Origin of the sequence: Cytobacillus sp. (assembly GCF_032154635.1) — a bacterium.
Taxonomy (GTDB): domain Bacteria; phylum Bacillota; class Bacilli; order Bacillales; family Cytobacillaceae; genus Cytobacillus.
In genome coordinates, this window is the sequence record NZ_JALDXW010000008.1 from 29784 (window position 1) to 50767 (window position 20984).

Annotated in this window: 24 protein-coding genes; 4 read left to right on the plus strand and 20 right to left on the minus strand. The window is 37.6% G+C overall.

Features of this window, described 5'->3' with window-relative positions:
- The first annotated feature begins 35 nt into the window (after positions 1-35).
- Positions 36-185: a hypothetical protein gene (locus RUH74_RS07705; RefSeq protein WP_313799703.1), complete on the plus strand. Its 150-nt coding sequence runs from the start codon at positions 36-38 to the stop codon at positions 183-185.
- 92 nt (positions 186-277) lie between these two features.
- Here the strand turns inward: RUH74_RS07705 and RUH74_RS07710 are convergent, their stop codons facing one another.
- The 3 genes from RUH74_RS07710 to murB form a co-directional block, all read right to left on the minus strand.
- Positions 278-814, minus strand: coding sequence for a CueP family metal-binding protein (locus tag RUH74_RS07710; RefSeq protein WP_313799814.1), 537 nt, complete (start codon positions 812-814; stop codon positions 278-280).
- A 330-nt stretch (positions 815-1144) separates the two neighbouring features.
- Complete coding sequence (gene trhO / locus RUH74_RS07715) at positions 1145-2116, minus strand: oxygen-dependent tRNA uridine(34) hydroxylase TrhO (protein ID WP_313799704.1); 972 nt, start codon at positions 2114-2116, stop codon at positions 1145-1147.
- Positions 2117-2213: 97 nt separating this feature from the next.
- On the minus strand, positions 2214-3131 hold the full coding sequence (murB, locus tag RUH74_RS07720) for a UDP-N-acetylmuramate dehydrogenase (RefSeq protein ID WP_313799705.1): 918 nt from the start codon (positions 3129-3131) through the stop codon (positions 2214-2216).
- 395 nt (positions 3132-3526) lie between these two features.
- On the opposite strand from murB, the gene vanR reads away from it, so the two are divergent.
- The 3 genes from vanR (at position 3527) to RUH74_RS07735 (ending at position 6385) form a co-directional block, all read left to right on the plus strand.
- Positions 3527-4222 carry a VanR-ABDEGLN family response regulator transcription factor gene (gene vanR / locus RUH74_RS07725; protein WP_313799706.1) on the plus strand — a complete coding sequence of 232 codons (696 nt, stop codon included), beginning with the start codon at positions 3527-3529 and terminating at the stop codon, positions 4220-4222.
- Positions 4206-5339, plus strand: coding sequence for a vancomycin resistance histidine kinase VanS (gene vanS, locus RUH74_RS07730; protein WP_313799815.1), 1134 nt, complete (start codon positions 4206-4208; stop codon positions 5337-5339). Before vanR ends, vanS begins: the two co-directional genes overlap by 17 nt.
- A gap of 92 nt (positions 5340-5431) precedes the next feature.
- A complete protein-coding gene (locus RUH74_RS07735; protein WP_313799707.1) occupies positions 5432-6385 on the plus strand; it encodes a D-alanyl-D-alanine carboxypeptidase family protein in 954 nt (317 codons plus the stop codon).
- A gap of 213 nt (positions 6386-6598) precedes the next feature.
- Here RUH74_RS07735 and RUH74_RS07740 read toward each other — a convergent pair whose 3' ends face one another.
- The 17 genes from RUH74_RS07740 to RUH74_RS07820 all read right to left on the minus strand — a co-directional run bounded on the left by RUH74_RS07740 (position 6599) and on the right by RUH74_RS07820 (position 20904).
- Positions 6599-7018: a hypothetical protein gene (locus RUH74_RS07740; protein ID WP_313799708.1), complete on the minus strand. Its 420-nt coding sequence runs from the start codon at positions 7016-7018 to the stop codon at positions 6599-6601.
- Positions 7019-7110: 92 nt separating this feature from the next.
- Positions 7111-7245: a hypothetical protein gene (locus tag RUH74_RS07745; RefSeq protein ID WP_313799709.1), complete on the minus strand. Its 135-nt coding sequence runs from the start codon at positions 7243-7245 to the stop codon at positions 7111-7113.
- Between the two features lie 139 nt (positions 7246-7384).
- Positions 7385-9100 (minus strand): ABC transporter ATP-binding protein, encoded by a 1716-nt coding sequence (locus RUH74_RS07750; protein ID WP_313799710.1) that lies wholly within the window; start codon positions 9098-9100, stop codon positions 7385-7387.
- A gap of 68 nt (positions 9101-9168) precedes the next feature.
- The gene (locus RUH74_RS07755) at positions 9169-9624 is read right to left on the minus strand and encodes a threonine/serine exporter family protein (protein ID WP_313799711.1); all 456 of its coding nucleotides are present in this window, start codon (positions 9622-9624) and stop codon (positions 9169-9171) included.
- 23 nt (positions 9625-9647) lie between these two features.
- Positions 9648-10403, minus strand: coding sequence for a threonine/serine exporter family protein (locus RUH74_RS07760; RefSeq protein ID WP_313799712.1), 756 nt, complete (start codon positions 10401-10403; stop codon positions 9648-9650).
- Positions 10404-10679: 276 nt separating this feature from the next.
- The gene (locus tag RUH74_RS07765; RefSeq protein ID WP_313799713.1) at positions 10680-12407 is read right to left on the minus strand and encodes a PAS domain S-box protein; all 1728 of its coding nucleotides are present in this window, start codon (positions 12405-12407) and stop codon (positions 10680-10682) included.
- 22 nt (positions 12408-12429) lie between these two features.
- Positions 12430-12891, minus strand: coding sequence for a GAF domain-containing protein (locus RUH74_RS07770; protein WP_313799714.1), 462 nt, complete (start codon positions 12889-12891; stop codon positions 12430-12432).
- Positions 12881-13534, minus strand: coding sequence for a response regulator (locus RUH74_RS07775; RefSeq protein ID WP_313799715.1), 654 nt, complete (start codon positions 13532-13534; stop codon positions 12881-12883). Before RUH74_RS07775 ends, RUH74_RS07770 begins: the two co-directional genes overlap by 11 nt.
- Positions 13535-13617: 83 nt before the next feature.
- Positions 13618-14274: a sensor histidine kinase gene (locus tag RUH74_RS07780; RefSeq protein WP_313799716.1), complete on the minus strand. Its 657-nt coding sequence runs from the start codon at positions 14272-14274 to the stop codon at positions 13618-13620.
- Between the two features lie 9 nt (positions 14275-14283).
- Positions 14284-15789 (minus strand): nitrate/nitrite transporter, encoded by a 1506-nt coding sequence (locus RUH74_RS07785; protein ID WP_313799717.1) that lies wholly within the window; start codon positions 15787-15789, stop codon positions 14284-14286.
- Entirely contained in the window at positions 15782-16069 is a 288-nt protein-coding gene (locus RUH74_RS07790; protein ID WP_313799718.1) for a hypothetical protein, read from the minus strand. Before RUH74_RS07790 ends, RUH74_RS07785 begins: the two co-directional genes overlap by 8 nt.
- Positions 16056-16367 (minus strand): hypothetical protein, encoded by a 312-nt coding sequence (locus RUH74_RS07795; protein ID WP_313799719.1) that lies wholly within the window; start codon positions 16365-16367, stop codon positions 16056-16058. Before RUH74_RS07795 ends, RUH74_RS07790 begins: the two co-directional genes overlap by 14 nt.
- A 5-nt stretch (positions 16368-16372) precedes the next feature.
- Positions 16373-16564 (minus strand): hypothetical protein, encoded by a 192-nt coding sequence (locus RUH74_RS07800; protein ID WP_066394857.1) that lies wholly within the window; start codon positions 16562-16564, stop codon positions 16373-16375.
- Entirely contained in the window at positions 16554-17081 is a 528-nt protein-coding gene (locus RUH74_RS07805) for a Rieske (2Fe-2S) protein (RefSeq protein WP_313799720.1), read from the minus strand. The genes RUH74_RS07800 and RUH74_RS07805 overlap by 11 nt, the downstream gene beginning before the upstream one ends.
- Before the next feature lie 12 nt (positions 17082-17093).
- On the minus strand, positions 17094-17657 hold the full coding sequence (locus tag RUH74_RS07810) for a 4Fe-4S dicluster domain-containing protein (RefSeq protein WP_313799721.1): 564 nt from the start codon (positions 17655-17657) through the stop codon (positions 17094-17096).
- Positions 17658-19835, minus strand: coding sequence for a molybdopterin oxidoreductase family protein (locus tag RUH74_RS07815; RefSeq protein ID WP_313799722.1), 2178 nt, complete (start codon positions 19833-19835; stop codon positions 17658-17660).
- Complete coding sequence (locus tag RUH74_RS07820; RefSeq protein WP_313799723.1) at positions 19822-20904, minus strand: hypothetical protein; 1083 nt, start codon at positions 20902-20904, stop codon at positions 19822-19824. The genes RUH74_RS07815 and RUH74_RS07820 overlap by 14 nt, the downstream gene beginning before the upstream one ends.
- Positions 20905-20984 lie beyond the last annotated feature (80 nt).

Below are 20984 nucleotides of genomic sequence, written 5' to 3' on the forward strand. Positions count from 1 at the left end.
ATAACACACTAAATTGAATATGGAGTAGATAGAGTATGACAGACAAACGACCTATTGAGTTTACAGGAAGAGTATTGGATCAAAGAAATGATCTTACTGGACCGGACGATAATGGAAAGGCGACCTATCCAAAACGCCCTAATCATGTATCCATACAGCAGTCTACTGAAAAAAGACACAAATAGTTTTTCTTTAGAAGAAACGCTTTCACACGGTTCATCCTTTAGATAATCAAAAAACCATTTTGAATAAAGTATAATCAAAATGGTTTTTTTAATTATGTTAACTGCATGGTAGTTATACATGTGCCATCACTTTCAAAAGTAGAAAGCTCTGACTCCACCACTTTACTATCATTCGAAATTTTCACGTGATACTTTTTATTTCGAGGTAACCATAAATCAATAAATCCGTTTGCTTGAGATGTCATTGTTTCATCTATTATTACGTTGCCATCTGCATCTTCAATATACATGTCAAATTCTGCTTCTACCATTTCACCTTGACAACCTGTCAAGCTGTGATTTGTTCATGGATGAGTTTCATTAACGTAGGGTGCGATCGATACAAAAAATTCGTTATCTGGTAAGTCATAGGTTAACTGATTCTCATCGCTGTCGGTTACAATGAGTTCCTTGGATGTGATAGAAGCATTCTGATCTTTTATATTACCTACACTGTAATCATGGACTAGTTCCTTAATGTTTTCTAACTCGTCTTTTTTTGAAGAGGTCTCCTCATTCGCGTTTCCACCGCTACATGCTGCTAAAACAATAGAAACCAATAAAATAAGACCCAAGATTATTCTTTTCATTTTCATCTACCATTTATCCTCCTTTCATAGTCAATGAATACTATACCCAAAAAGTATGCAGATTTTATGCATTTTAAATAGTTGAAAACATGTATTTTATTTTAATTTGACGAATAAATGATAAGTGAAAGATTCTCCATTCATTATACCATTTTTACATAGGGACTATAACTGCTATTGGGTGCTAGTGACCCGCTGTTTCCTCTTCTTACCGCGGACTCAAAATTTTCTGATCACCGGGTATTTGCAGCCTAATCTAGTATGTTGTAACCATTCATGAAAATAAAAATTCCCGATAAAATGTGAGATCATATCTTATCGGGAATCGTTTTATCTAATTTCTAGTGTTTCGGCAATTACCTTCAATCTCTTAGAAACCTCTTCATCACTTAGTTCATGCTCTTTCACATAACGGTTTCGTGGATGAACGCGACATTCATGTGTACATCCGCGTAAATAGTTGTGCTCACTTTCTTCAGAGCAAATAATTTGTTTGTTGCATTCAGGATTGGCACAGTTTACATAACGTTCGCATGGTTCTCCCGTGAAGTAGTCTTTACCTACAATGACATGCTCATTCTGATTTACCGGAACACTAATTCGTTCATCAAACACATAACATTGTCCATCCCACAGCTCGCCTTGAACCTCTGGATCTTTTCCGTACGTCACAATGCCCCCATGAAGCTGACCTACATCTTGGAATCCCTCTTTTACTAACCAGCCGGAGAATTTTTCACAGCGAATGCCGCCTGTACAATAAGTTAAGATTTTTTTATCTGCAAATTCCTCTTTATTCTCCTGTATCCATTGAGGCAATTCACGGAATGCCTTAATGTCTGGTCTAACAGCTCCTCTGAAATGACCTAAATCGTATTCATAATCATTTCTGGCGTCGATGACGACTGTGTTCTCATCCTGCATTGCTTCATAAAATTCTTTCGGGCTTAAATATTGGCCAGTTACTTCCTTCGGATTAATGTCGTCTTCTAAACGAAGTGTAACAAGCTCCTTTCTAGGACGTACATGCATCTTTTTAAATGCATGGTTTTCGGCTTCATCTATTTTAAAAACCATTTCAGCAAAACGAGGATCTGCTTTCATAGCTTCCATATAACGACCGGTTTGTTCTATTGTCCCCGATACCGTTCCATTAATCCCTTCCTCAGCGACAAGAATTCTTCCTTTTAGCTCAAGCTCTTTACACAACTTCAAATGATCAGTTGCAAACTCTTCAGGATTATCTATTGAAACATACATATAATACAAGAGGACTCGATACGGTTGATTTTTTTCTGACATTTTAAGATTACCACCTATCATTTTATTAATATTTGCAAGATATTAATGCATTTAGGCAGATTAAAACATACCCTATTGCTTTTCTTACAAGTTTTTTCTAAGACTCTTCACCCATTATAATTACTTCTGTTTCCAAATTAATATCAAAATTTTTCTTAACTGTCCCTTTAATTATATTAATTAAATCAATATAGTCTTTTGAGGTAGCTTGATCGATATTGACGATAAATCCGGCATGTTTTTTCGATACCTCTGCTCCTCCAACTCTAAAGCCTTGAAGCTTACAATCCTGAATTAGTTTTCCAGCATAGTACCCAGGCGGGCGCTTAAAAACACTACCGCAAGATGGGTATTCAAGCGGCTGTTTTGATTTTCTGGCATTGGTAAATTCATCCATGTCCTGTTTTATCATTTTGTACTCGCCACGATTTAGCTGAAATTCTGCCTCTAAAATAACATAATCCCTGTTCATGAAAATGCTCTTACGATAGCCTAGGTGCAAATCTTCCTTTGATAAAGTAAGTATTTCGCCATCCCTCGTCATAACCCGTGCTTTTTCAAGCACATCTGAAATTTGCCCTCCATAGGCGCCTGCATTCATATATAAGGCTCCACCAACACTTCCAGGAATTCCACATGCAAATTCTAAGCCAGTTCGCTCATGTTCTAATGCGAAGTTAGAGACGTCAATAATGGAAGCGCCACTTTGAGCTGTAATTACATCATTTTTTATACTTATTTGATTAAACTTAGTGAGACATAATGTAATTCCGCGAATGCCGCCATCTCTCACAATCACATTCGAACCGCTTCCGAGAATGGTGACTGGAATATTGAACTTTTTCGCCTGCTTTAAGACTGACTGTATTTCAGCAAAACTAGACGGTGTAATAAATAGATCTGCCTCTCCACCGAGCTTAGTAAACGTATGATTACTAATCGGCTCCGATACTCTAATATTTTCCTCTATTACATCAGCCGAAATACTGTTGATAAACTGCTGATATTCACTCATCATTTTTCTCCTTCAATCATAAATAGATATCCTTTTCTCTATATTTAATGATACCTATCCCTAAAAGGTGTATCGATTAAACGGCTATCTCTCATAGGACATTAGTAGGTTTGATACTAAATTGTATAAAAACCTTTTGCTACTATAACATACTATCTTCATTTTTTCATCCTTTCGAAACCGTTATTGATTTCCACCATTTCCATACCTAAAAAACGATTAATCTCATCACTGCCATTTTCAATGTTCAAAGTACTAGATTCGTTCTTCCAGTAATCATTCTTTTTTTGCTTAATTATTTTTACATTTGCATCGACTTGATCAAATAGTTGAATCCAATCAAAAAGCTGGTAAAGTATGTATGAAAGGGAGATCTTTTCTGGAGGAACTATAAAATGAAGAATACTATTTTAGTCGTTGATGATGAAAAGGAAATTGCAGATTTAATCGAAGTTTATTTAAAAAATGAAAATTATACCGTTTTTAAGTTTTACACTGCGAAAGAAGCTCTTAATTGTATTAACAAGGAAAAACTGGATCTTGCCATACTTGATGTGATGCTGCCGGAAACAGATGGATTTGCCATTTGTCAAAAAATCAGAGAAAAATTCCATTTCCCTATTATTATGCTAACTGCCAAGGATGAAGAAATTGATAAGATTACTGGCTTAACATTAGGAGCGGACGATTATATAACAAAACCCTTTCGACCTTTGGAGCTGATTGCCCGTGTAAAGGCTCAGCTTCGGAGATTTACAAAGTATAATCAGCAGGATACAGAAGACAATGAACATATCATTGCTATTTCAGGTTTAGTCCTTGATCAGAATACGAGAAAATGCCAATTAAACGAAAAGACTTTATCACTAACACCTACAGAATTCTCCATTCTTTGGTGTCTATGCGAAAATCGAGGTCGTGTTGTTCGTTCAGAGGAGTTATTCAAGGAAGTATGGGGTGAAAAATATCTTAACAGCAATAATACAGTCATGGTTCATATTAGACATTTACGTGAAAAAATGAATGATTCTGCCGAAAAACCCAAATATATAAAAACGGTCTGGGGAGTGGGGTATACGATTGAAAAATGAATTTAGCAAACTAAAAAGGAAAATCATTCTGCAGATTACTTTAATTTTACTCTTTACGATCATTGTTGGTTATTTCATTTATTATGCTGTAATTGATGGTGTCTTGCAGGCTCCTTTTGCCAATATGTTCATTAGCTTTTGTGAGAACGTGCTTCAGCTCGATTTCTATACTGCACAAAATATTTACTCTTCATTATTTCGAGTAAATAAATCAATGTGGCTTGCGCTTGGATTCATTCTATTACTTTTAGTAATGTTTTACCTCGCACTTTCTCGTTTTACAAGGTATTTTAACAAAATCAGTGATGGTCTGGACAGTCTTACTGAAGAATCAGAAACAGAAATCCTACTCCCTCCTGAACTTGACTTCATGGAAAAAAAACTCAATGCAGTCAAAGGTAAACTAGAAAAACGGGCAAAAGATGCAAAAGAAGCAGAACAGCGAAAAAATGATCTTGTCGTCTATTTAGCCCATGATATAAAGACTCCACTGACCTCTGTCATTGGCTATTTAAGCCTTTTAGATGAAGCAGCAGATATGCCAATTGAGCAAAAAGCGAAATACTTGAAAATCACATTAGAAAAAGCCACTCGTTTAGAACAATTGATCAATGAATTTTTCGAAATAACGAGATTTAATTTACAATCGATTATGCTTGAGAAAGAAACAATCAATCTAAACTATATGCTCATGCAACTAGCAGATGAATTTTATCCTCTACTAGCCCCAAACGGAAAACAAACAATTGTGGAGGTAGAGGAGGATCTTAAGATCGATGCTGATGCAAATAAATTAGCAAGGGTTTTTAACAATATCTTAAAAAATGCCATCGCCTATAGCTACGAAAATAGCATCATTGAAATTGGCGGTACTAGGAAAAATGAACAGGCAATAATTACTTTTACAAATAAAGGAAAGATCATTCCTCCTCATAAGTTAGATATGATTTTTGAAAAATTCTATCGGCTGGATGTCTCCCGTACTACTCAAACAGGTGGTGCAGGGTTAGGGCTGGCTATAGCTAAAGAAATTATTCATGCTCATGGCGGCAGCATTTCTGCAGCAAGCAATGATGAAAGAACTATTTTTACAGTTGCGATTCCGATCCATTCTTAAGAAAATCTTAAGATTTCAATAATGGAAAATTAAAAACTAACTCCTTCTTCTATGTTTTAATTAGTGAAGCAATGAGATAAGGAGTTGTTTTTATGAGAAAAAGAAAACGTACAAATAGCACTGCTTGGATCATTACTTTTCTGATAATCTTAACGTTTTTTCTTATACCGTTTGAAAAGATGGATGGACTGATACGGGACAGGCTTAATCAATTCACGAGGGAATTTTCTTCAGAAAGTGATACCACACTTGAAGTCAATGAAACATTAAGTAATAATCTGCATAGTCAAAATGCCATTTTAATCAATTTGAATGCACAAAAAATCTTGATGGAAAAACATAGTGAGGAAATAATCTTCCCTGCCTCCCTCACAAAAATCATGACTACCTTGGTAGCTATAGAGAATATATCTGATTTGCAAAAGCGGATTTTTCTTCCCGAAAGCATGTTTTCTGACCTCTACGCTGCTAATGCATCCATGGCAGGATTTCTCCCGAACGAAAAGGTTGCGGCCATTGATCTTCTTTATGGAACCATGCTTCCATCCGGTGCCGAAGCTTCTATTGGACTGGCGAATGAGGTTGCCGGGTCAGAGACAGCGTTTGTTCAGCTTATGAATGAGAAGGCCAAGCAGCTCGGTATGAAGAACACTCACTTTACAAACGCTACTGGTCTTCATCACAGAGATCACTATTCAAGCGTGAAGGATATTTCGGTACTTTTGGAGTATGCATTAAAAAATAATACCTTTCGAACCATTTTTACAGCAGAAAGACATTCTACATCCCCTTCAAATCTTCATCCAAAAGGAATCACGTTTAAGAGCAGTATGTTTAGAAATATCGATTCCGCAAATGTATTGAGCAAGGAGATTATTGGAGGAAAGACCGGCTACACGGAACAAGCTGGATTATGCCTGGCAAGCATCGCTGAAATAAATGGGGAGGAATACCTCCTAATTACTGCTGGTGCTGATGGAAATCATCATACGGAACAATACAATATTACAGATGCAATGTCAGTGTATAAACAATTGAGATATTAAATATATGAACACAATACCAAAAATGAGAACCTCCAATTTTTATTAGCCTTGGGGTTCTCTTCTACTTTTTGACCTTTAGATTTGATGTTTTTTTGAATCATTTTTTATTACACCTTACCTAAATTCTTTATTACAACTCTAAATTCCTGCAATCTAAAATCATTGTTTAAAATACGACCAAAATAAAAAGCATTACTATAAAAGCAATGCTTGCTATTTCAACAATTTACCAAATCCAGTGAGTATATTTACACCTTTTTTCAAATCTTGGCTTGCAGCATGAATGACCTTTATACCTAAACCGAAGATTGATGTGTCTTGCTTCTTTAAATCAGCTAATTCTTGTTTTGTTAGTGTTAGCTCTTTTTTCATGTCCTCTAATTGTTTTTGTAAAACGTAAAGCTTATGATCTTCTTGCAGATAAGGATCCTGCTCTTCTTTCAATTCATCCGTTGACTTGCCTATATCTCCAACTAACTCCATAAGCGTTTCATCCTTTATTAATTTGTTTGCCATTGGCAATAAAGAGCCGAAGTTTAGAGAATCTTCATTTTCCAGCAGACTTTCAACTAACTTCATTACTGATTCATTCTTTAAGAATTGCTTTTCTGTTCCTTCACTACTACTTGTCATTTGAAAACTCACACCCCATTTAATTTGTACAAAACTATAGTCCACTTCTAATAAATACACTGGGGAGATCATCTCCCAGTGTACTTACTTCATTATGCTGCTGATGCTCGTACCAATAACGAACGAATGGCACTTCCGATAGCCGATGCTTGACACTCAATGCCAAGAAGTTTCGCCAATATCCAAGCCAACAACAATATAACTAGAAGAATAAGGATTACTAGCATAAATAGTCCCCCCTTTCACAATATTTAAGGGACCCTTACAGTTCATGATATGTTCACATAATGGACATGCTTAAACAAACATCCATGCCTGTAGAAAATGGGCAAAGAAAAAGCACAAGCATATGCTTGTGCGTTACGTTTATCTCTGAAATTGAACTTTATGAAGATTTGCAAATATGCCGTCAAGGTCAATCAATTCATCATGTCGTCCCTCTTCTGCAATTCCGTCTTCCGTTACCACAACGATTCGATCAGCATTGCGAATCGTTGCTAGTCTATGTGCAATAACAAGTGTTGTACGGTCTTGTGCAAGTTCAGTCAGTGCTGTTTGAATTATTTGTTCTGTTTCTGTATCTAAAGCTGATGTGGCTTCATCAAGGATAAGAATAGGCGGGTTCTTCAGAAACATTCGTGCGATCGCAATCCGCTGTTTTTGACCACCTGAGAGCTTCAATCCTCTTTCCCCAATTTGTGTTTCATAGCCAAACGGAAGGGAAGCAATGAAATCTTCCAAGTGGGCTCTTCTAGCCGCTTCTTCAATTTGTTCATCCGATGCCCCTAGCATTCCGTAGGCAATGTTTTCTTTTAATGTCCCTGTAAATAGAAATACATCCTGCTGCACAATTCCGATTTGTGATCGCAGCGATTTCTTAGTCATTTCTCTAACATCCATGCCATCAATTGTTATACTTCCACTGTTCACATCATAAAAACGTGGAATAAGGGAGCAAATTGTTGTTTTTCCAGCACCGGAAGGACCGACAAACGCAACTGTCTCCCCTTTATTTATTCGAAGGTTAATCCCTTCGAGCACTGATTTATGCTCATCATAACTGAAGGAAACGTTATTAAACTTAATATCTCCACGAAGGGTAGCTACCTCAATGGCATCCTCTGCATCTTCTACCTCTGGTTCTGTATCAATTAATTCAAGGAAGCGTTTGAACCCTGCCATTCCTTTCGGATAAAGTTCCAGCAAGGCGCTAATTTTATCAATCGGTTTTAAAAGGACATTTACATAAAGAACAAAACCGACTAATTCTCCATAGGATAGTTGGCCTGTAAAGCTCAGCCATGCACCAAAAACAAGAACGATTAACGTCATTAAACGAGTCAACATATAAATGCCAGAGGAACTAAAACTCATAATTTTATAAGCAGAAAGCTTTGCTAAACGAAATCTCTGATTATTCCTTCTGAATCTGCTAATTTCATATTCTTCGTTTGTAAAGGATTGAACAACACGCACACCCGAAACACTGTCTTCCACTCGGGCATTCACATCAGCAATTTCGCCGTACATTTTCTTCCATGCTTTATTCATACGGATATTGCAGAAGGAAATAAGCCAAATAAGAAACGGTGTAATAATAATCGTAACTAATGCAAGTTTCACATTAATCGTAAGCATAATCCAAAACGCCCCAACAAATGTCATGATTGCAATAAATAAATCCTCTGGTCCATGATGGGCAAGTTCCCCAATATCAAAAAGGTCATTTGTCACACGGCTCATAATATGACCTGTTTTTGTATTATCAAAGAATCGGAAGGATTGACGCTGAACATGCTGAAACAGCTGCTGCCTCATATCTGTTTCAATATTGATGCCGAGCATATGCCCCCAGTAGTTTACGATATATTGTAAAAATGTACTTACTAAATATAACGTTAATAGTCCTGCACTGACGGATACAATTTTCGACCAGTTTCCGCTTGGCAATAAATCATCAACAAACCATTGTACTGCAAGTGGGAAAGCGAGCTCCAAAATCGCGACAATGACAGCACTGCTAAAATCAATCGTAAAAAGCTTTTTATGTGGTTTATAATACGAAAAAAATCGGCGAATCATCACATTTTTCTCCTTGTCCTCCAAATATAATCACTTGGATTATATGGTGTGGTTGATAAACATACAAGTTAATTGACTTCATTTGCTTTTTTCTTTTGTTTAAATTTGATCTTCATTAATAGCTGATAGAGGACTTCTGAAATAACAAGTCCAACGGCAATTGCACCAGAAATCATAAATGCTTTTGCTGCTAGCTGAATAGCTACATTATAATCATTGACAACAAAATGACGCATTGCATCATACGCTAAACCGCCTGGTACAAGTGGAATAATTCCAGCAACACTGAAAATAATAATTGGTGTTTTATACATTCTAGCAAAAATCTGGCTGATAACTGCAATCACAAAGGCAGCAACTAAGGATGCGACAACCGCATCGAATTCCTTATTTACAAGGAAGATATAAACAAACCAGCCCGCCATGCCTACAAACCCGCATTTAAGCAATGACTTTTTAGGCGCATTAAAAAGAATACCAAACGCTGCAGAGGCAATAAAACTTGTTATTAAGTGTACGATCATTTACTGCATACCTCCGTTTTACACTAATAAAAGGCGACGACGACTGCAATTCCAGTACCAATCGCACAAGCAGTTAAAAATGCATCTGCCCCTTTTGATAATCCTGACACTAAATGCCCCGCCATCAAATCTCTTACCGCATTGGTAATTAATAGACCTGGAACAAGCGGCATAACGGATCCAATTATAATTTTATCAAGCTGTGTTCCGACACCCATTTTTACAAAAAGAAAGGCGATTAGCCCAATTACGAGTGAAGAAACAAACTCAGAGAAAAATCTTACTTTTAAAATTTGATGAATAAAGACAAAACAAACAAATCCTAGTCCCCCAGCAATGACGGCTGGAATAAAATCACTCCACTGTCCCAAAAACATCATTAAGAAGCAGCCGCTCGCTATGGAAGCTGCAATGATTTGCTGATAGATTGGAAAAGTAAAATTTGCATCTTGAATTTCCTTCAATCGATTAAGCGCTTGTTCAGATGTCATCTCCCCGCTGCTTAACTTTCTGGAAACGCCATTTACAAGTGTTACTTTATATAAATCAGTTGTTCGCTCTGATATTCGAATAAATTTTGCCGGCTCTGTTCCATCAATGGAAAAAATAATCCCAGTTGGTGTTACATAGCTATGTGATTGAGGTAAACCGAAAGATGCAGCAATCCTTGTCATTGTATCCTCTACCCGATACGTTTCTGCCCCGCACTGCAGCATAATTTTTCCAGCAAGCAAACAAAGCTCAATCACTTCATGTGTTTGGGGAAACCTATTTTCCACCCTTTTCCCTCCTACAACAAACAATTAATTATATTTCTTCATAATAAAGGAAATGTGTCATGAATTAAAGAGCAATCAAGAAAGTTTTGTCCTTCATGACAATATAAAAATCTTCGAAATATAATTATATCTGCGAAAAAAGAAATTTATCTACGATAATGTAATGATATCTACGAAAATGAATGTTTTATCTACGAAATACCAGAAATATCGATTTTTCGACAAAAAGATTATAAATCAACCAAAGAAAAAAAACTGCCAAGCTGGCAGCATTCTTTATAGTGGGACGTCCAAAATAATCTTAGTCCCTTTATCCTTCAATGACTGGATCGTAATGTTTCCTTTAACGGCTTTCGCTCTTTCTTCCATACTAAAAAGACCAACACCCCGAGAAACGGCTTGTATGTCAAAGCCTTTGCCTTTATCCTCGATCATGACTCTCACTTCATCTTCCATTTCTCGAATCGTCACGGTTGCTTCTTCTGTATCCGCATATTTCCGTATATTCGTCAATGCCTCCTGAATTATTCGATAAATGGTGATTTCTTTATTCTCATTTAGTCTTGTATTCAAATAGCAATCAAAATAAACATTTATATGGGTATGATCAGAAAAACGGACAAGAAAAGAACGGATAGCAGGAATTAATCCAAGATCATCAAGAACAGAAGGGCGCAATGTCCAAGAAAGATCCCTAAGTTCTTCGATAATTTCAGCTGCTTCATCCTGCATTTGATCTAACAAAGGATGATTCACATCGGATTGTAAACGATTGATTGTAATTAAATGGCTATAAAGGTTTTGCCCAATTCCATCATGCAGTTCTCGAGACAGCCGTCTTCGCTCTTCCTCTTGCACATTAATAATTTTCGTCATCATTAATTGGAGCTCTTCCTCAGCTTTTTTTCTCTTTGTTATTTCATGTCGAATAGCCAAGTATTGGTACGGACGCCTATGTTCATCAAGAAACGGAACAATGGTCGTGTCCACCCAATAATATGTGCCATCTTTGGCACGGTTTTTTATTTCCCCCTTCCACACGATCCCAGATGCAATCGTCCTCCATAAATCGGCAAAGAATCGTTTATGATGATATCCAGAATTAATAATCCTGTGATCTTTTCCAATTAATTCATCCCTTGAGTATTTTGAAATACGGCAAAATTGGTCATTCACATAATGAATGATACCTTTTTGATCAGTAATAGCAACGATAGACGATGCATCAAGAGCAAATTTAAGATCGCTTAACTCATTGACAGACTTCTTCAATTCATCAACAACTTGCTTATACTCCGTTATTTCATTACGGATAGCTAAATATTTATAAGGTTTGCCTTTTTCATTAAGGAAAGGAACAATGGTCGTATCTACCCAGTAATAAGAACCGTCCTTCGCTTGATTCTTAATTTCACCACGCCATACTTCCCCATTTCCAATAGTCTGCCAAAGTTCTTTCATAAATTCCTTTGAATGGTAACCAGAATTAATCATTCGATGATCTTTTCCGATTAGTTCCTCTGCCGAATACTTAGACACTTCACAAAATTTATCGTTCACATATGTGATAATTCCTCTTTGGTCAGTAAAAGCAACAATGGTTGATTCATCTAGGGCATATTTTAAATCAACAAGTTCATTCAAATGATAGGCATGTGCAGATTTAAGTCTTGATTGATCTTTTACACTATTAAAAACGATAAGAAAAAATTGATTCGTTCCGAAACAAAAGGCATTAATACGAAAAAACAAAGAAAAATCATGACCCATCCGATGTTTACCAAGCTGATGAATAATCATTCCTTCTTTAGCTGTATACACATCGATCTCGGGCATAAACTTATTTAGCTCTGATCCAGTCATTTCACCATATTCATATCCAAATATGTGACATGCCTGTTGATTCGAATATGCAATAAGCCCCTTTCCATCCACTAGAATAGTCGCATTCCTTGAAGCAGGAGTATTGTTATTATTAAGTTGTATCTGACTATCCTTGTCCATATCTGTTCCCCCTGATTGCCATTCAAAACAAACTGCTTATCATCCCTTCCAAAGTTAAGGCAGCCTGCCTGACAATATTTTGTTCCCTTTCGTTTATCGGCGTGTTCGTTCGTCTTCCTACCAATAAAACACCCTTTGGCGCACCTTTATAAAAAATAGGTACTGCAAAAGCAAAAACGAGCTTTTCAGCAAGCATGATCGGATATTCAAGTGCTTTCCCATGTATATTCTCGGGAAAATGATTGATTGTTATCGGACTTCCTGTCGCAATCACTTTCCCCGCAATTCCTTTTCCATATCGAACAGTAATTTTCTTATATTTATCATTACTATTCCCTGCGGCATAATGCCATCTGACATCAGGTCCTTCTCTATTCTGTAAAGCAAAACCAACAAAATCAGCAGCGATTTTAGTTAATATAGATTCGCATGCATGTATAATATCTATTGACGGATTTGATTGCACTCCCCCTTCAAATTCCATATCCTAATAACCCCTTTTTCAATGCAACTTCAACTAGCTCTGGTCTTGTTTTCATTTGCAGTTTTTCCATCAAATTTCCTTTGTGTGTTTCAACCGTTTTGACACTAATAACTAGCTGTTCGGCAATTTCTTTATTTGAAAACCCTTTTGCAATTAAAGTCAACACTTCTTTTTCCCGGTCAGACAGAAGGTTAAACGTATCTACATTCCCATTTTTCACATTTCCAATGTATTCTTCCATTAATCTTTTCGTTGCTGAAGGATGCAAGTAAGCGTTTCCTGCAGCAACAGAGCGGATGGCCGAAAGAAGTTCTTCATGTGGTGCACTTTTTAATATACATCCCGATGCCCCGGCTTGAATGGCCCTAAATAAGTATTCCTCATCATCATGCATCGTGAGGATGAGAATAGCCGTTTCAGGCAACAGCTTTTTTAATTCGATTGTTGCTGATAGACCATCTTTCCCATGCGGCATGCTTAAATCCATGACAACGACATTTGGCTTTAATTCAAGTGATTTCTGAATGCCTTCATTTCCTTCAGAAGCTTCCCCTATAACTTCTAAATCAGAATGATTGTTTAAAAGCATTTTCAACCCCATTCTTACGACTGCATGGTCATCACAAAGCAAAATTTTGATCATGCTAGCTCCCCCTATCTTTGTTCGATATATACAGCAGTAAATACATAACAAGGGATTGCAGTCGCAAATCCCTTGTTTTTGTTCTATATGAATGGAAGATAAAGTTCGACTACTGTCCCTTTGCCAAGTCTTGACGAAAGATGCCATTCTCCCCCGATTAAATGCATTCTTTCCTTCATTGCAGCGAGACCAGTCGATTGCTTCCATCCCTTATCAATATCAAATCCCTTGCCATTATCTTTAATGATAATGGATAAATGATCTAATTTCCATGTAAAAGTCATTTCTGCATTCACTGTGTCTGCATACCTTGCAATATTTGCTAAAGCTTCCTGGCAAACTCGAAAAAGGGTGATTCTTTGTTTTTCCATTAAAGGAATTTCTTTGCCCGAAGTTTCTAGCTTTACCTCAATCCCATATGTGGAAGTGTATAATTTTAAATAGCTTTTTATCGCAGGAAGCAATCCTAGTGTCGTAAGAGTAGGAGGGTGCAGCTCGACAGCCAGAAGCCGGATTTCTTGAATTGTTTTTTCAAGCAATTCAGCCATATCACTGACATATCCCTTCATTTCAGCCTGTTCAACCGCATTCCCTATAAACTGCATCCCTGTATAAAGACTATATAAAGTTTGTCCGACCCCTTCATGCAGTTCAAGAGCAATTCGTTTAATCTCTTCTTCCTGAGATTGAATGATATAGGAACTAATATCGTTTTTGACTGGCTGTCTTTCCATGTCCATCACCCCTCCTTACGCTTTTCTCTTCTTTAGATTTGAAATATCACTGAACATGCCAGCATATTGAACAACTTCGCCTGCATCGTTCTTTACCGCACTGATCGTCAGCCACTGGAGATATTCTTCCCCATCTTTGCGGCTATTCCATATTTCTCCTTGCCAAAATCCGTTATTTTCAATTGAACGCCACAGATCATCATAAAAAGTCTTTGGTTGTTTATTTGATTTAAGAATATTCGGATTCTTGCCGATTGCCTCAGCGGCATCAAAACCTGTAATCTTTGTAAATGCTGGATTGACAGAAATGATCTTTCCATTTGTATCTGTAATCATAATGCCTTCTACTGTATGATTTAAAACTTCATTAGCAAGACTCATTTTTCCTTGGAAATACATCCAAACAACTAATATTAAGCTTGCAAGCGCCACTTCGGAAAGAGCCATAAATCCAATTGCATAATGACCAGTTAGATTAAACAACAACGTTAGAATAATCGGTGGGAAAAATCCTCCCAAGCCACCCATTGCTGAAACGATCCCGTTCACAATCCCAGCTTGTTTACTAAAGTACATCGGTACCAGCTTAAAGATCACACCGTTTCCGATTCCAGCACATAGTGCGATTGTTAAGCACCCAAACGTATACCAGCCGATTGATGGTGCAAATGATAAGATCATAGCCGAAACCGTGTAAACCCCGAAAACAAACATCAGTAGAATCAGTGAATGAAAACGGTCTGCCAGCCAGCCGCCAATTGGTCTCATGAGTGTAGCAATAACAATAAATCCTGCTGTTCGAAATCCTGCATCCACCTTATCAAGACCAAAGTTCGCAACAAGAAAGTTTGGCAGATAGATTGTGAAAGCGACAAAAGAGCCAAATGTAATAAAGTAAAACAAGCTTAAAAGCCAAAGTTTTTCATTTTTATATACACCTTTAATTTGTTCTAAAAGCGGTGTTTTTACTTTTGCTTCTTGCTTATCCCCTAAAAGAAAGTTAGCTAGAATGAAAACCCCTAGAATAATTAAATAGAATTGTATAGTTGTTGACCAGCCAAATTTTGTTGCTACAACTGGGGCTGCAAATGCAGAGATCGCTGTACCTAGGTTCCCAGCACCGTATATGCCATTGACAAAACCATGTTTTTCCTTTGGATAGTACTTAGGAAGAGATGTGACCCCAACAGAGAATACAGCTCCACCTATTCCAAGAAATAATCCGCCAACCAATAAATCTGCTAAAGAATTTGCAACACTAATATAATAAACTGGAAATAATAGCAGAACAAAGCTGATAAGGAAAATTTTCCTTGCTCCAAATTGATTGGCATAATATCCGAGAGGAACACGTAAAATTGATCCAAGAATAACTGGAATGGCTGTTACAAGTGCCAATTGATGATCAGGTATTGCGATATCTTCTTTAATAAACGGCAGTAAAGAAGATATCAACACCCAAATCATAAAACCAACAACAAGATTTAATGTTTGTAAGGGGAGCTGTATTTTTCTATGCATTTTGACCACGCTCACTTCTAATAACATAATTTAATCCTGTTTCATGGTCATATGCAGACCATACATTTTCACTCATTCTTACATCTGCCTTTAATGGCACAGCAAAGAAATATTTATCATCAAAATAAATGCGCAGATGTGTCTTATCAGGGCATAGCCCTGTTTTTGTTATCGTTTTTTTCACAAAAGGTGCTTGATCTTCCCCAGGCTGGTCTAAGATAGCTACTTCAGCCCGGTGGAAAATGAATGACTCGATTTTTTCTATTTCAGTGGGTCCCACAGCTACCGCACCCTCTCTTTGCCGGATAGATAAACATTTTATAGCCTTGAAGTGTATCCCAGAATTTCTCTTCTGCATGTTCCTCGATAAAGGCAATCGTTTCTTCTTCTGATTGCCATTTGCTCATGCCTTTTACTTCAGCTACGACAATTTCCATGTCTTCCTCAATTTTCTCATCTAAATACCAATTTAAGCGGACACCTTCAAATAGCTTTGATAACATTTGATCTACTTCTTCTGAAAAATTCCCTATAGATTTTCTAATAAAGCAAAAGTCAAGGTATGTTTCACTGTTCATTTGATTCACGCCTTTACATTTTTCATCTTTTTATAAGCAAATAATGCGATCGGAAACAACACGATATTTAACCCGCAAAATATCAAAGTGTTGACATAATTTTCATAAAAGAATTGATGGACCATATATTGTGTAAAAATAATGTTTAGGAACAAAATGACTGCAAGGACAGCAACTCCTACGTAACTACGCTTCATAACGCTTCACCCTTACTGCATAAATTGCACCATTTTCTACTTTAACCTGAATTTCAGGAAGCGGACGTCTTGGCGGCCCTGCTGTTGGTGCACCTGTTTCTACATCAAAAAATCCGTGATGGCAAGGACAAACCATTTGGTTTTCTTCCTTTACCCAAAAGACTGGGCAGCGAAGATGAGTACATGCATTTTGATAGGCAACATACTTATTTTCATTTAGTCTGATAATAATCGCATCATCATGCTCACCAGGGAATTTAAATTCTAACGAATCTCCTACCGCCAATTTGCTTACATCTGTAATTTTTTTACGTGGATATTCTTTCTCACCAAGACCCATTAATTCTTTTGCTGCTACAGCTCCCCATGGAAGGGAAGAAACTGCGAATACACCTGCAGCACCAGCTAATGTTTTCATAAATCCGCGTCTATCTAGTTTTCTTTCGTTATTCCGTTCAATATTGTGTGTGTAATTATCTTCATTAAAGGGAATTTTATTATTTTTATCTGATGGCATTCCGAATCCCTCCTAAAATAGCTTAGTAACACCCTGTAAAATTCCAGGGAGATTTACTTTCACGTTTGTTTCACCTTCTAGATAAGGCAGGCTCGTTACCCATTTGCCATTATCTAAGTGGAATTGTTGCTTTTTCTTTTCAATCTCTTCATCTGTTAGCCATTGAAGTGTATTAGATGGACAAACACTTGCACACATTGGCGGAATGCCATCCTTTGTCCGGTCAATACATAAATCACATTTATACATTAGGTTTTGTTCTGTATCAAATTTCGGTATGCCATATGGACAAGCAATCGTACAGTTCTGACATCCGATGCATTTTTCTACTAAAGCTGATAAAACAGCTCCAGTTTCATGAATTTGAATCGCTTGTGCCGGACAGCTTCTTGCACATGCCGGATTGACACAGTGAAGGCACATTAAAGGCATCGTCTGTCTGTTAACTAGAGGGTTTACATCATAAACATAGTTTCTGTTTCTCTCTTCATGGCCCCCGCATTGTGTACATGCTGCAAGGCATGAGCGGCAGCCGATACAGTTTTCTAGTTCTAAATACAGCCTTTTTTTCGTCATTTATTGCACCTTCTTCATTTGAGCATTTTCAATTTTCTCTAATTCTGCTGCACATGCTTTAAATTCTGGCATTCTTGAAATTGGATCCAATGCTGCAATTGTTAATAGATTAATAGATTGTTCGTGTCCAAAGTGATAGGGAACAAAGACCGTATCTTTACGAATCGCTTCCGTCATTTTCACTTTGTAGATGGCCTCGCCTCTACGTGTAAAAAGACGGACTCGTTCTTCGTGGGCTATTTTATATTTAGCTGCTGTTTCCGGATGCACTTCCACATATGGTTCTGGGCACATATCACGCAGGAACTGAATTCTTCTTGTTTGGTTTCCAGAAAGATAGTGGTAAACAACACGTCCAGTCGTTAAGCGGAGAGGATACTTTTCATCCGGCTCCTCTGCAGGCGGTCGGTATGGAAGTGCACAAATTTTTGCCTTTCCATCTGGATGATAAAATTTCTTATCTAGGAACATATGTGGTGTTCCCGGATCATTTTCATCTTTGCAAGGCCAGAATACACCATCTTGTTTATCAATTTTATCCCATGTCGCTCCATAGTAATCTGCATAACCGCCTTTACTTGCCAAACGGAATTCATCTGCTACATCTCTTGCTGTTTTAAGATGTGAGAAATATTTCCCTTTTCCTAATTTCTCAGCAAGCTCAACTTGAATTTGCCAATCAGGCTTTGATTCACCTAGTGGTTCTTGTGCTTTATTAATTTTGATAATACGTCCTTCAATATTGGTAACTGTTCCTTCATCCTCTGACCATGTCACCGTAGGGAGAACAACATCTGCAAATTCTGCTGACTCAGAAAGATAGAAATCAGCACAAACCATAAAATCTAGGCCTTTTAATGCTTTTCTGACAAAGTTTAAGTTGGGAGCAGATACAGCTGGATTTGAGCATAATAGGTATAGACCTCTAATTGTTTTTTCTTCCATTAATTCGAACATTTCATAAGCAGAAACACCTGCCTCTGGCATTTCATCTGGTGTGATCCCCCAGACTTGGCATACTTCCTTTACATGTTCAGGGTTTGTTATTTTTCGGTAGCCTGGCAATAGATCTGATTTCTGACCGTGCTCACGACCGCCTTGGCCATTTCCTTGACCAGTGAATGTGGCAACACCTGATTTAGGACGTCCGATTTTACCTGTAACAAGCGCCATATTTGTATAGCCTGAAACATTATCCACTCCTTTATGCTGCTGCTCAATTCCGCGAGCAAACATAACAACTGCATTTGGGGATTTTCCGTAAATTTCAGCTGCACGAATGATTTTTTCCGGCGCAACTCCAGTTAATTCACTTGTATATTCTGGTGTAAACTCTTTAACTAGCGCTTTTGTTTCTTCAAATCCATTCGTATGATTATTGATGAATTCTTCATCTGCATAGCCATTAAGAATCAACTGGTTGACGATTCCGTTTGCAAGTGCAAGATCTGTACCCGGTTTTAAGTCAAGGTGAAGATCCGCCCTTCTTGCAATCGGTGTTTCACGCGGATCTACAACAATTATATAGCCGCCTCTTTCCTGTACATTCCAGACACGGAACATGGATGTTGGATGGCATTCTGCTGTGTTGCTCCCTGCAATAAACAAGCAATCTGTTTCATGAATATCAGTCCAAGGCAATGTTGAACCTCTATCAACCCCAAAAGATCTTAGGAATCCACCGGCAGCACTTGACATACAGAAACGGCCATTATAATCGATATAACGCGTTCCGAGAGCTACACGTGCAAACTTCCCTGTTAAGTAGCACTTTTCATTTGTCATTGACACACCGCTGAATACAGATAGTGTGTCTTTCCCATATTGCTTTTGCAGTTCAGTATACTTCTTAGCAATTAAATCGTAAGCTTCTTCCCAGCTTGCTTCACGGAAACCATCTTTCGTTCCCTTTAAGGAGGCATCATCACGAATGAGCGGTTTTAGGATTCGATCCTCATGATTGGTTTGCTGGTAAGCAGTAACCCCTTTCGGACACATCTTTCCAACTGTAACCGGCCAATCATATCGTGGCTCAACCCCAATGATTTTATTTGTTAACGTATTCACTCGTAAATTCATACCGCACTGCATTCCGCAATAACTGCAATGCGTTTTTACAAGCGTTTCATTTGGATGTCTGATATTCTCTATTTCCTTAAAAAATTTATCCCTTTGCATTCTGGTTTGCCTCCTTCACTTTTACCTCGTGGGTAGGGAAGCCGGAAAATTGTGCAATCCGGTATTTTCTGCGACAAGGAAGACATAATTCAGCGAGATGGTAGCCTTCCTCTGTTTTAAAATGAATATCGTTTACGCCGAGCACTTCGACGACATCTTTTGATTGTTCAGTAGAAACAAATTCTGTTTCACATACTTTGCATTTTTTCATGGATTTCTCCCCGTAGTACTCACGGTAATTTTTCGCAAATACACTTAACGGACGGAACGGGATATGTGCCAGTTTTCCGAATGGAAGATAGATTAAAGTAATAATAACTGTCCATTGATGGATTAAAGACATGGCTGGCTGGCCATGGCCATCCATAAACATATTTAAAAAGGTTAATAGCAATCCTGTCACACTTACCAATATCAACATAACTAATGGCAAGAAATCGTACATGAATTTCTGTTCTGCTCTTGCCTGCATATTCTTGAAACGGCGGTAAAGTACCATGCACACACCTGCAATTACCATGACGGCAGTAATATTCAGGGCATTATAGGAAAGGTTGGCGATAATACCATCAGCCGGAACTGTTAAGATTTGCATTCCGAAAAGAATAATATTGTACATTCCATTATCATCCATCGTGAAGTACATCCAGCCAAATACGAGCGGGAACGTTACACAGCAAGCGAGGATGCATCCCCATCCAATCAATAGGTGCTGCGTCCATCGGTAAATTCCCCTATTCCAGATAAAACGGTATGTAGCTAAATGCTCTACAGATGTTTTTGGTGTTGTTTTTCTAAATAGCAGCTTGATGCCTTTTTTAATAATTATTTTTGTCGGCGGTCTTTCTCCCCAAGCAATAAATCGGTAAAAGAACCCGCCAAGAAAGACAATGGTTCCAACCATATAGCCATATAAATTTAAATCGATATGCGTGAACATCCTTGTGCCAATGAATGTTAAGACGAAAAGGCCACAGATTGCTAGAAACATAGATTTTGCAAATTTTGAAGCAAATGCGTTATCAATTGAATGAACTGGCTTTTCGTTAACAGCAGCTTTTGCCTGCATTTCTTATTCCCCCTCAAAACGTTTAACTTACCTTTATTGTAGAAGCTTGCAGGATTTTAATGTATCAGGGAACTTCCCTA

Excerpts from the sequence above, each read along its gene's own strand:
- RUH74_RS07705 (WP_313799703.1), top strand. The coding sequence starts at position 36 with ATGACAGACAAACGACCTATTGAGTTTACAGGAAGAGTATTGGATCAA.
- trhO (WP_313799704.1), bottom strand. The coding sequence starts at position 2,116 with ATGTCAGAAAAAAATCAACCGTATCGAGTCCTCTTGTATTATATGTAT.
- murB (WP_313799705.1), bottom strand. The coding sequence starts at position 3,131 with ATGAGTGAATATCAGCAGTTTATCAACAGTATTTCGGCTGATGTAATA.
- vanR (WP_313799706.1), top strand. The coding sequence starts at position 3,527 with ATGAAGAATACTATTTTAGTCGTTGATGATGAAAAGGAAATTGCAGAT.
- RUH74_RS07735 (WP_313799707.1), top strand. The coding sequence starts at position 5,432 with ATGAGAAAAAGAAAACGTACAAATAGCACTGCTTGGATCATTACTTTT.
- RUH74_RS07740 (WP_313799708.1), bottom strand. The coding sequence starts at position 7,018 with ATGACAAGTAGTAGTGAAGGAACAGAAAAGCAATTCTTAAAGAATGAA.
- RUH74_RS07745 (WP_313799709.1), bottom strand. The coding sequence starts at position 7,245 with ATGCTAGTAATCCTTATTCTTCTAGTTATATTGTTGTTGGCTTGGATA.
- RUH74_RS07750 (WP_313799710.1), bottom strand. The coding sequence starts at position 9,100 with ATGATTCGCCGATTTTTTTCGTATTATAAACCACATAAAAAGCTTTTT.
- RUH74_RS07755 (WP_313799711.1), bottom strand. The coding sequence starts at position 9,624 with ATGATCGTACACTTAATAACAAGTTTTATTGCCTCTGCAGCGTTTGGT.
- RUH74_RS07765 (WP_313799713.1), bottom strand. The coding sequence starts at position 12,407 with ATGGACAAGGATAGTCAGATACAACTTAATAATAACAATACTCCTGCT.
- RUH74_RS07770 (WP_313799714.1), bottom strand. The coding sequence starts at position 12,891 with ATGGAATTTGAAGGGGGAGTGCAATCAAATCCGTCAATAGATATTATA.
- RUH74_RS07775 (WP_313799715.1), bottom strand. The coding sequence starts at position 13,534 with ATGATCAAAATTTTGCTTTGTGATGACCATGCAGTCGTAAGAATGGGG.
- RUH74_RS07780 (WP_313799716.1), bottom strand. The coding sequence starts at position 14,274 with ATGGACATGGAAAGACAGCCAGTCAAAAACGATATTAGTTCCTATATC.
- RUH74_RS07785 (WP_313799717.1), bottom strand. The coding sequence starts at position 15,789 with ATGCATAGAAAAATACAGCTCCCCTTACAAACATTAAATCTTGTTGTT.
- RUH74_RS07795 (WP_313799719.1), bottom strand. The coding sequence starts at position 16,367 with ATGAACAGTGAAACATACCTTGACTTTTGCTTTATTAGAAAATCTATA.
- RUH74_RS07800 (WP_066394857.1), bottom strand. The coding sequence starts at position 16,564 with ATGAAGCGTAGTTACGTAGGAGTTGCTGTCCTTGCAGTCATTTTGTTC.
- RUH74_RS07805 (WP_313799720.1), bottom strand. The coding sequence starts at position 17,081 with ATGCCATCAGATAAAAATAATAAAATTCCCTTTAATGAAGATAATTAC.
- RUH74_RS07810 (WP_313799721.1), bottom strand. The coding sequence starts at position 17,657 with ATGACGAAAAAAAGGCTGTATTTAGAACTAGAAAACTGTATCGGCTGC.
- RUH74_RS07815 (WP_313799722.1), bottom strand. The coding sequence starts at position 19,835 with ATGCAAAGGGATAAATTTTTTAAGGAAATAGAGAATATCAGACATCCA.
- RUH74_RS07820 (WP_313799723.1), bottom strand. The coding sequence starts at position 20,904 with ATGCAGGCAAAAGCTGCTGTTAACGAAAAGCCAGTTCATTCAATTGAT.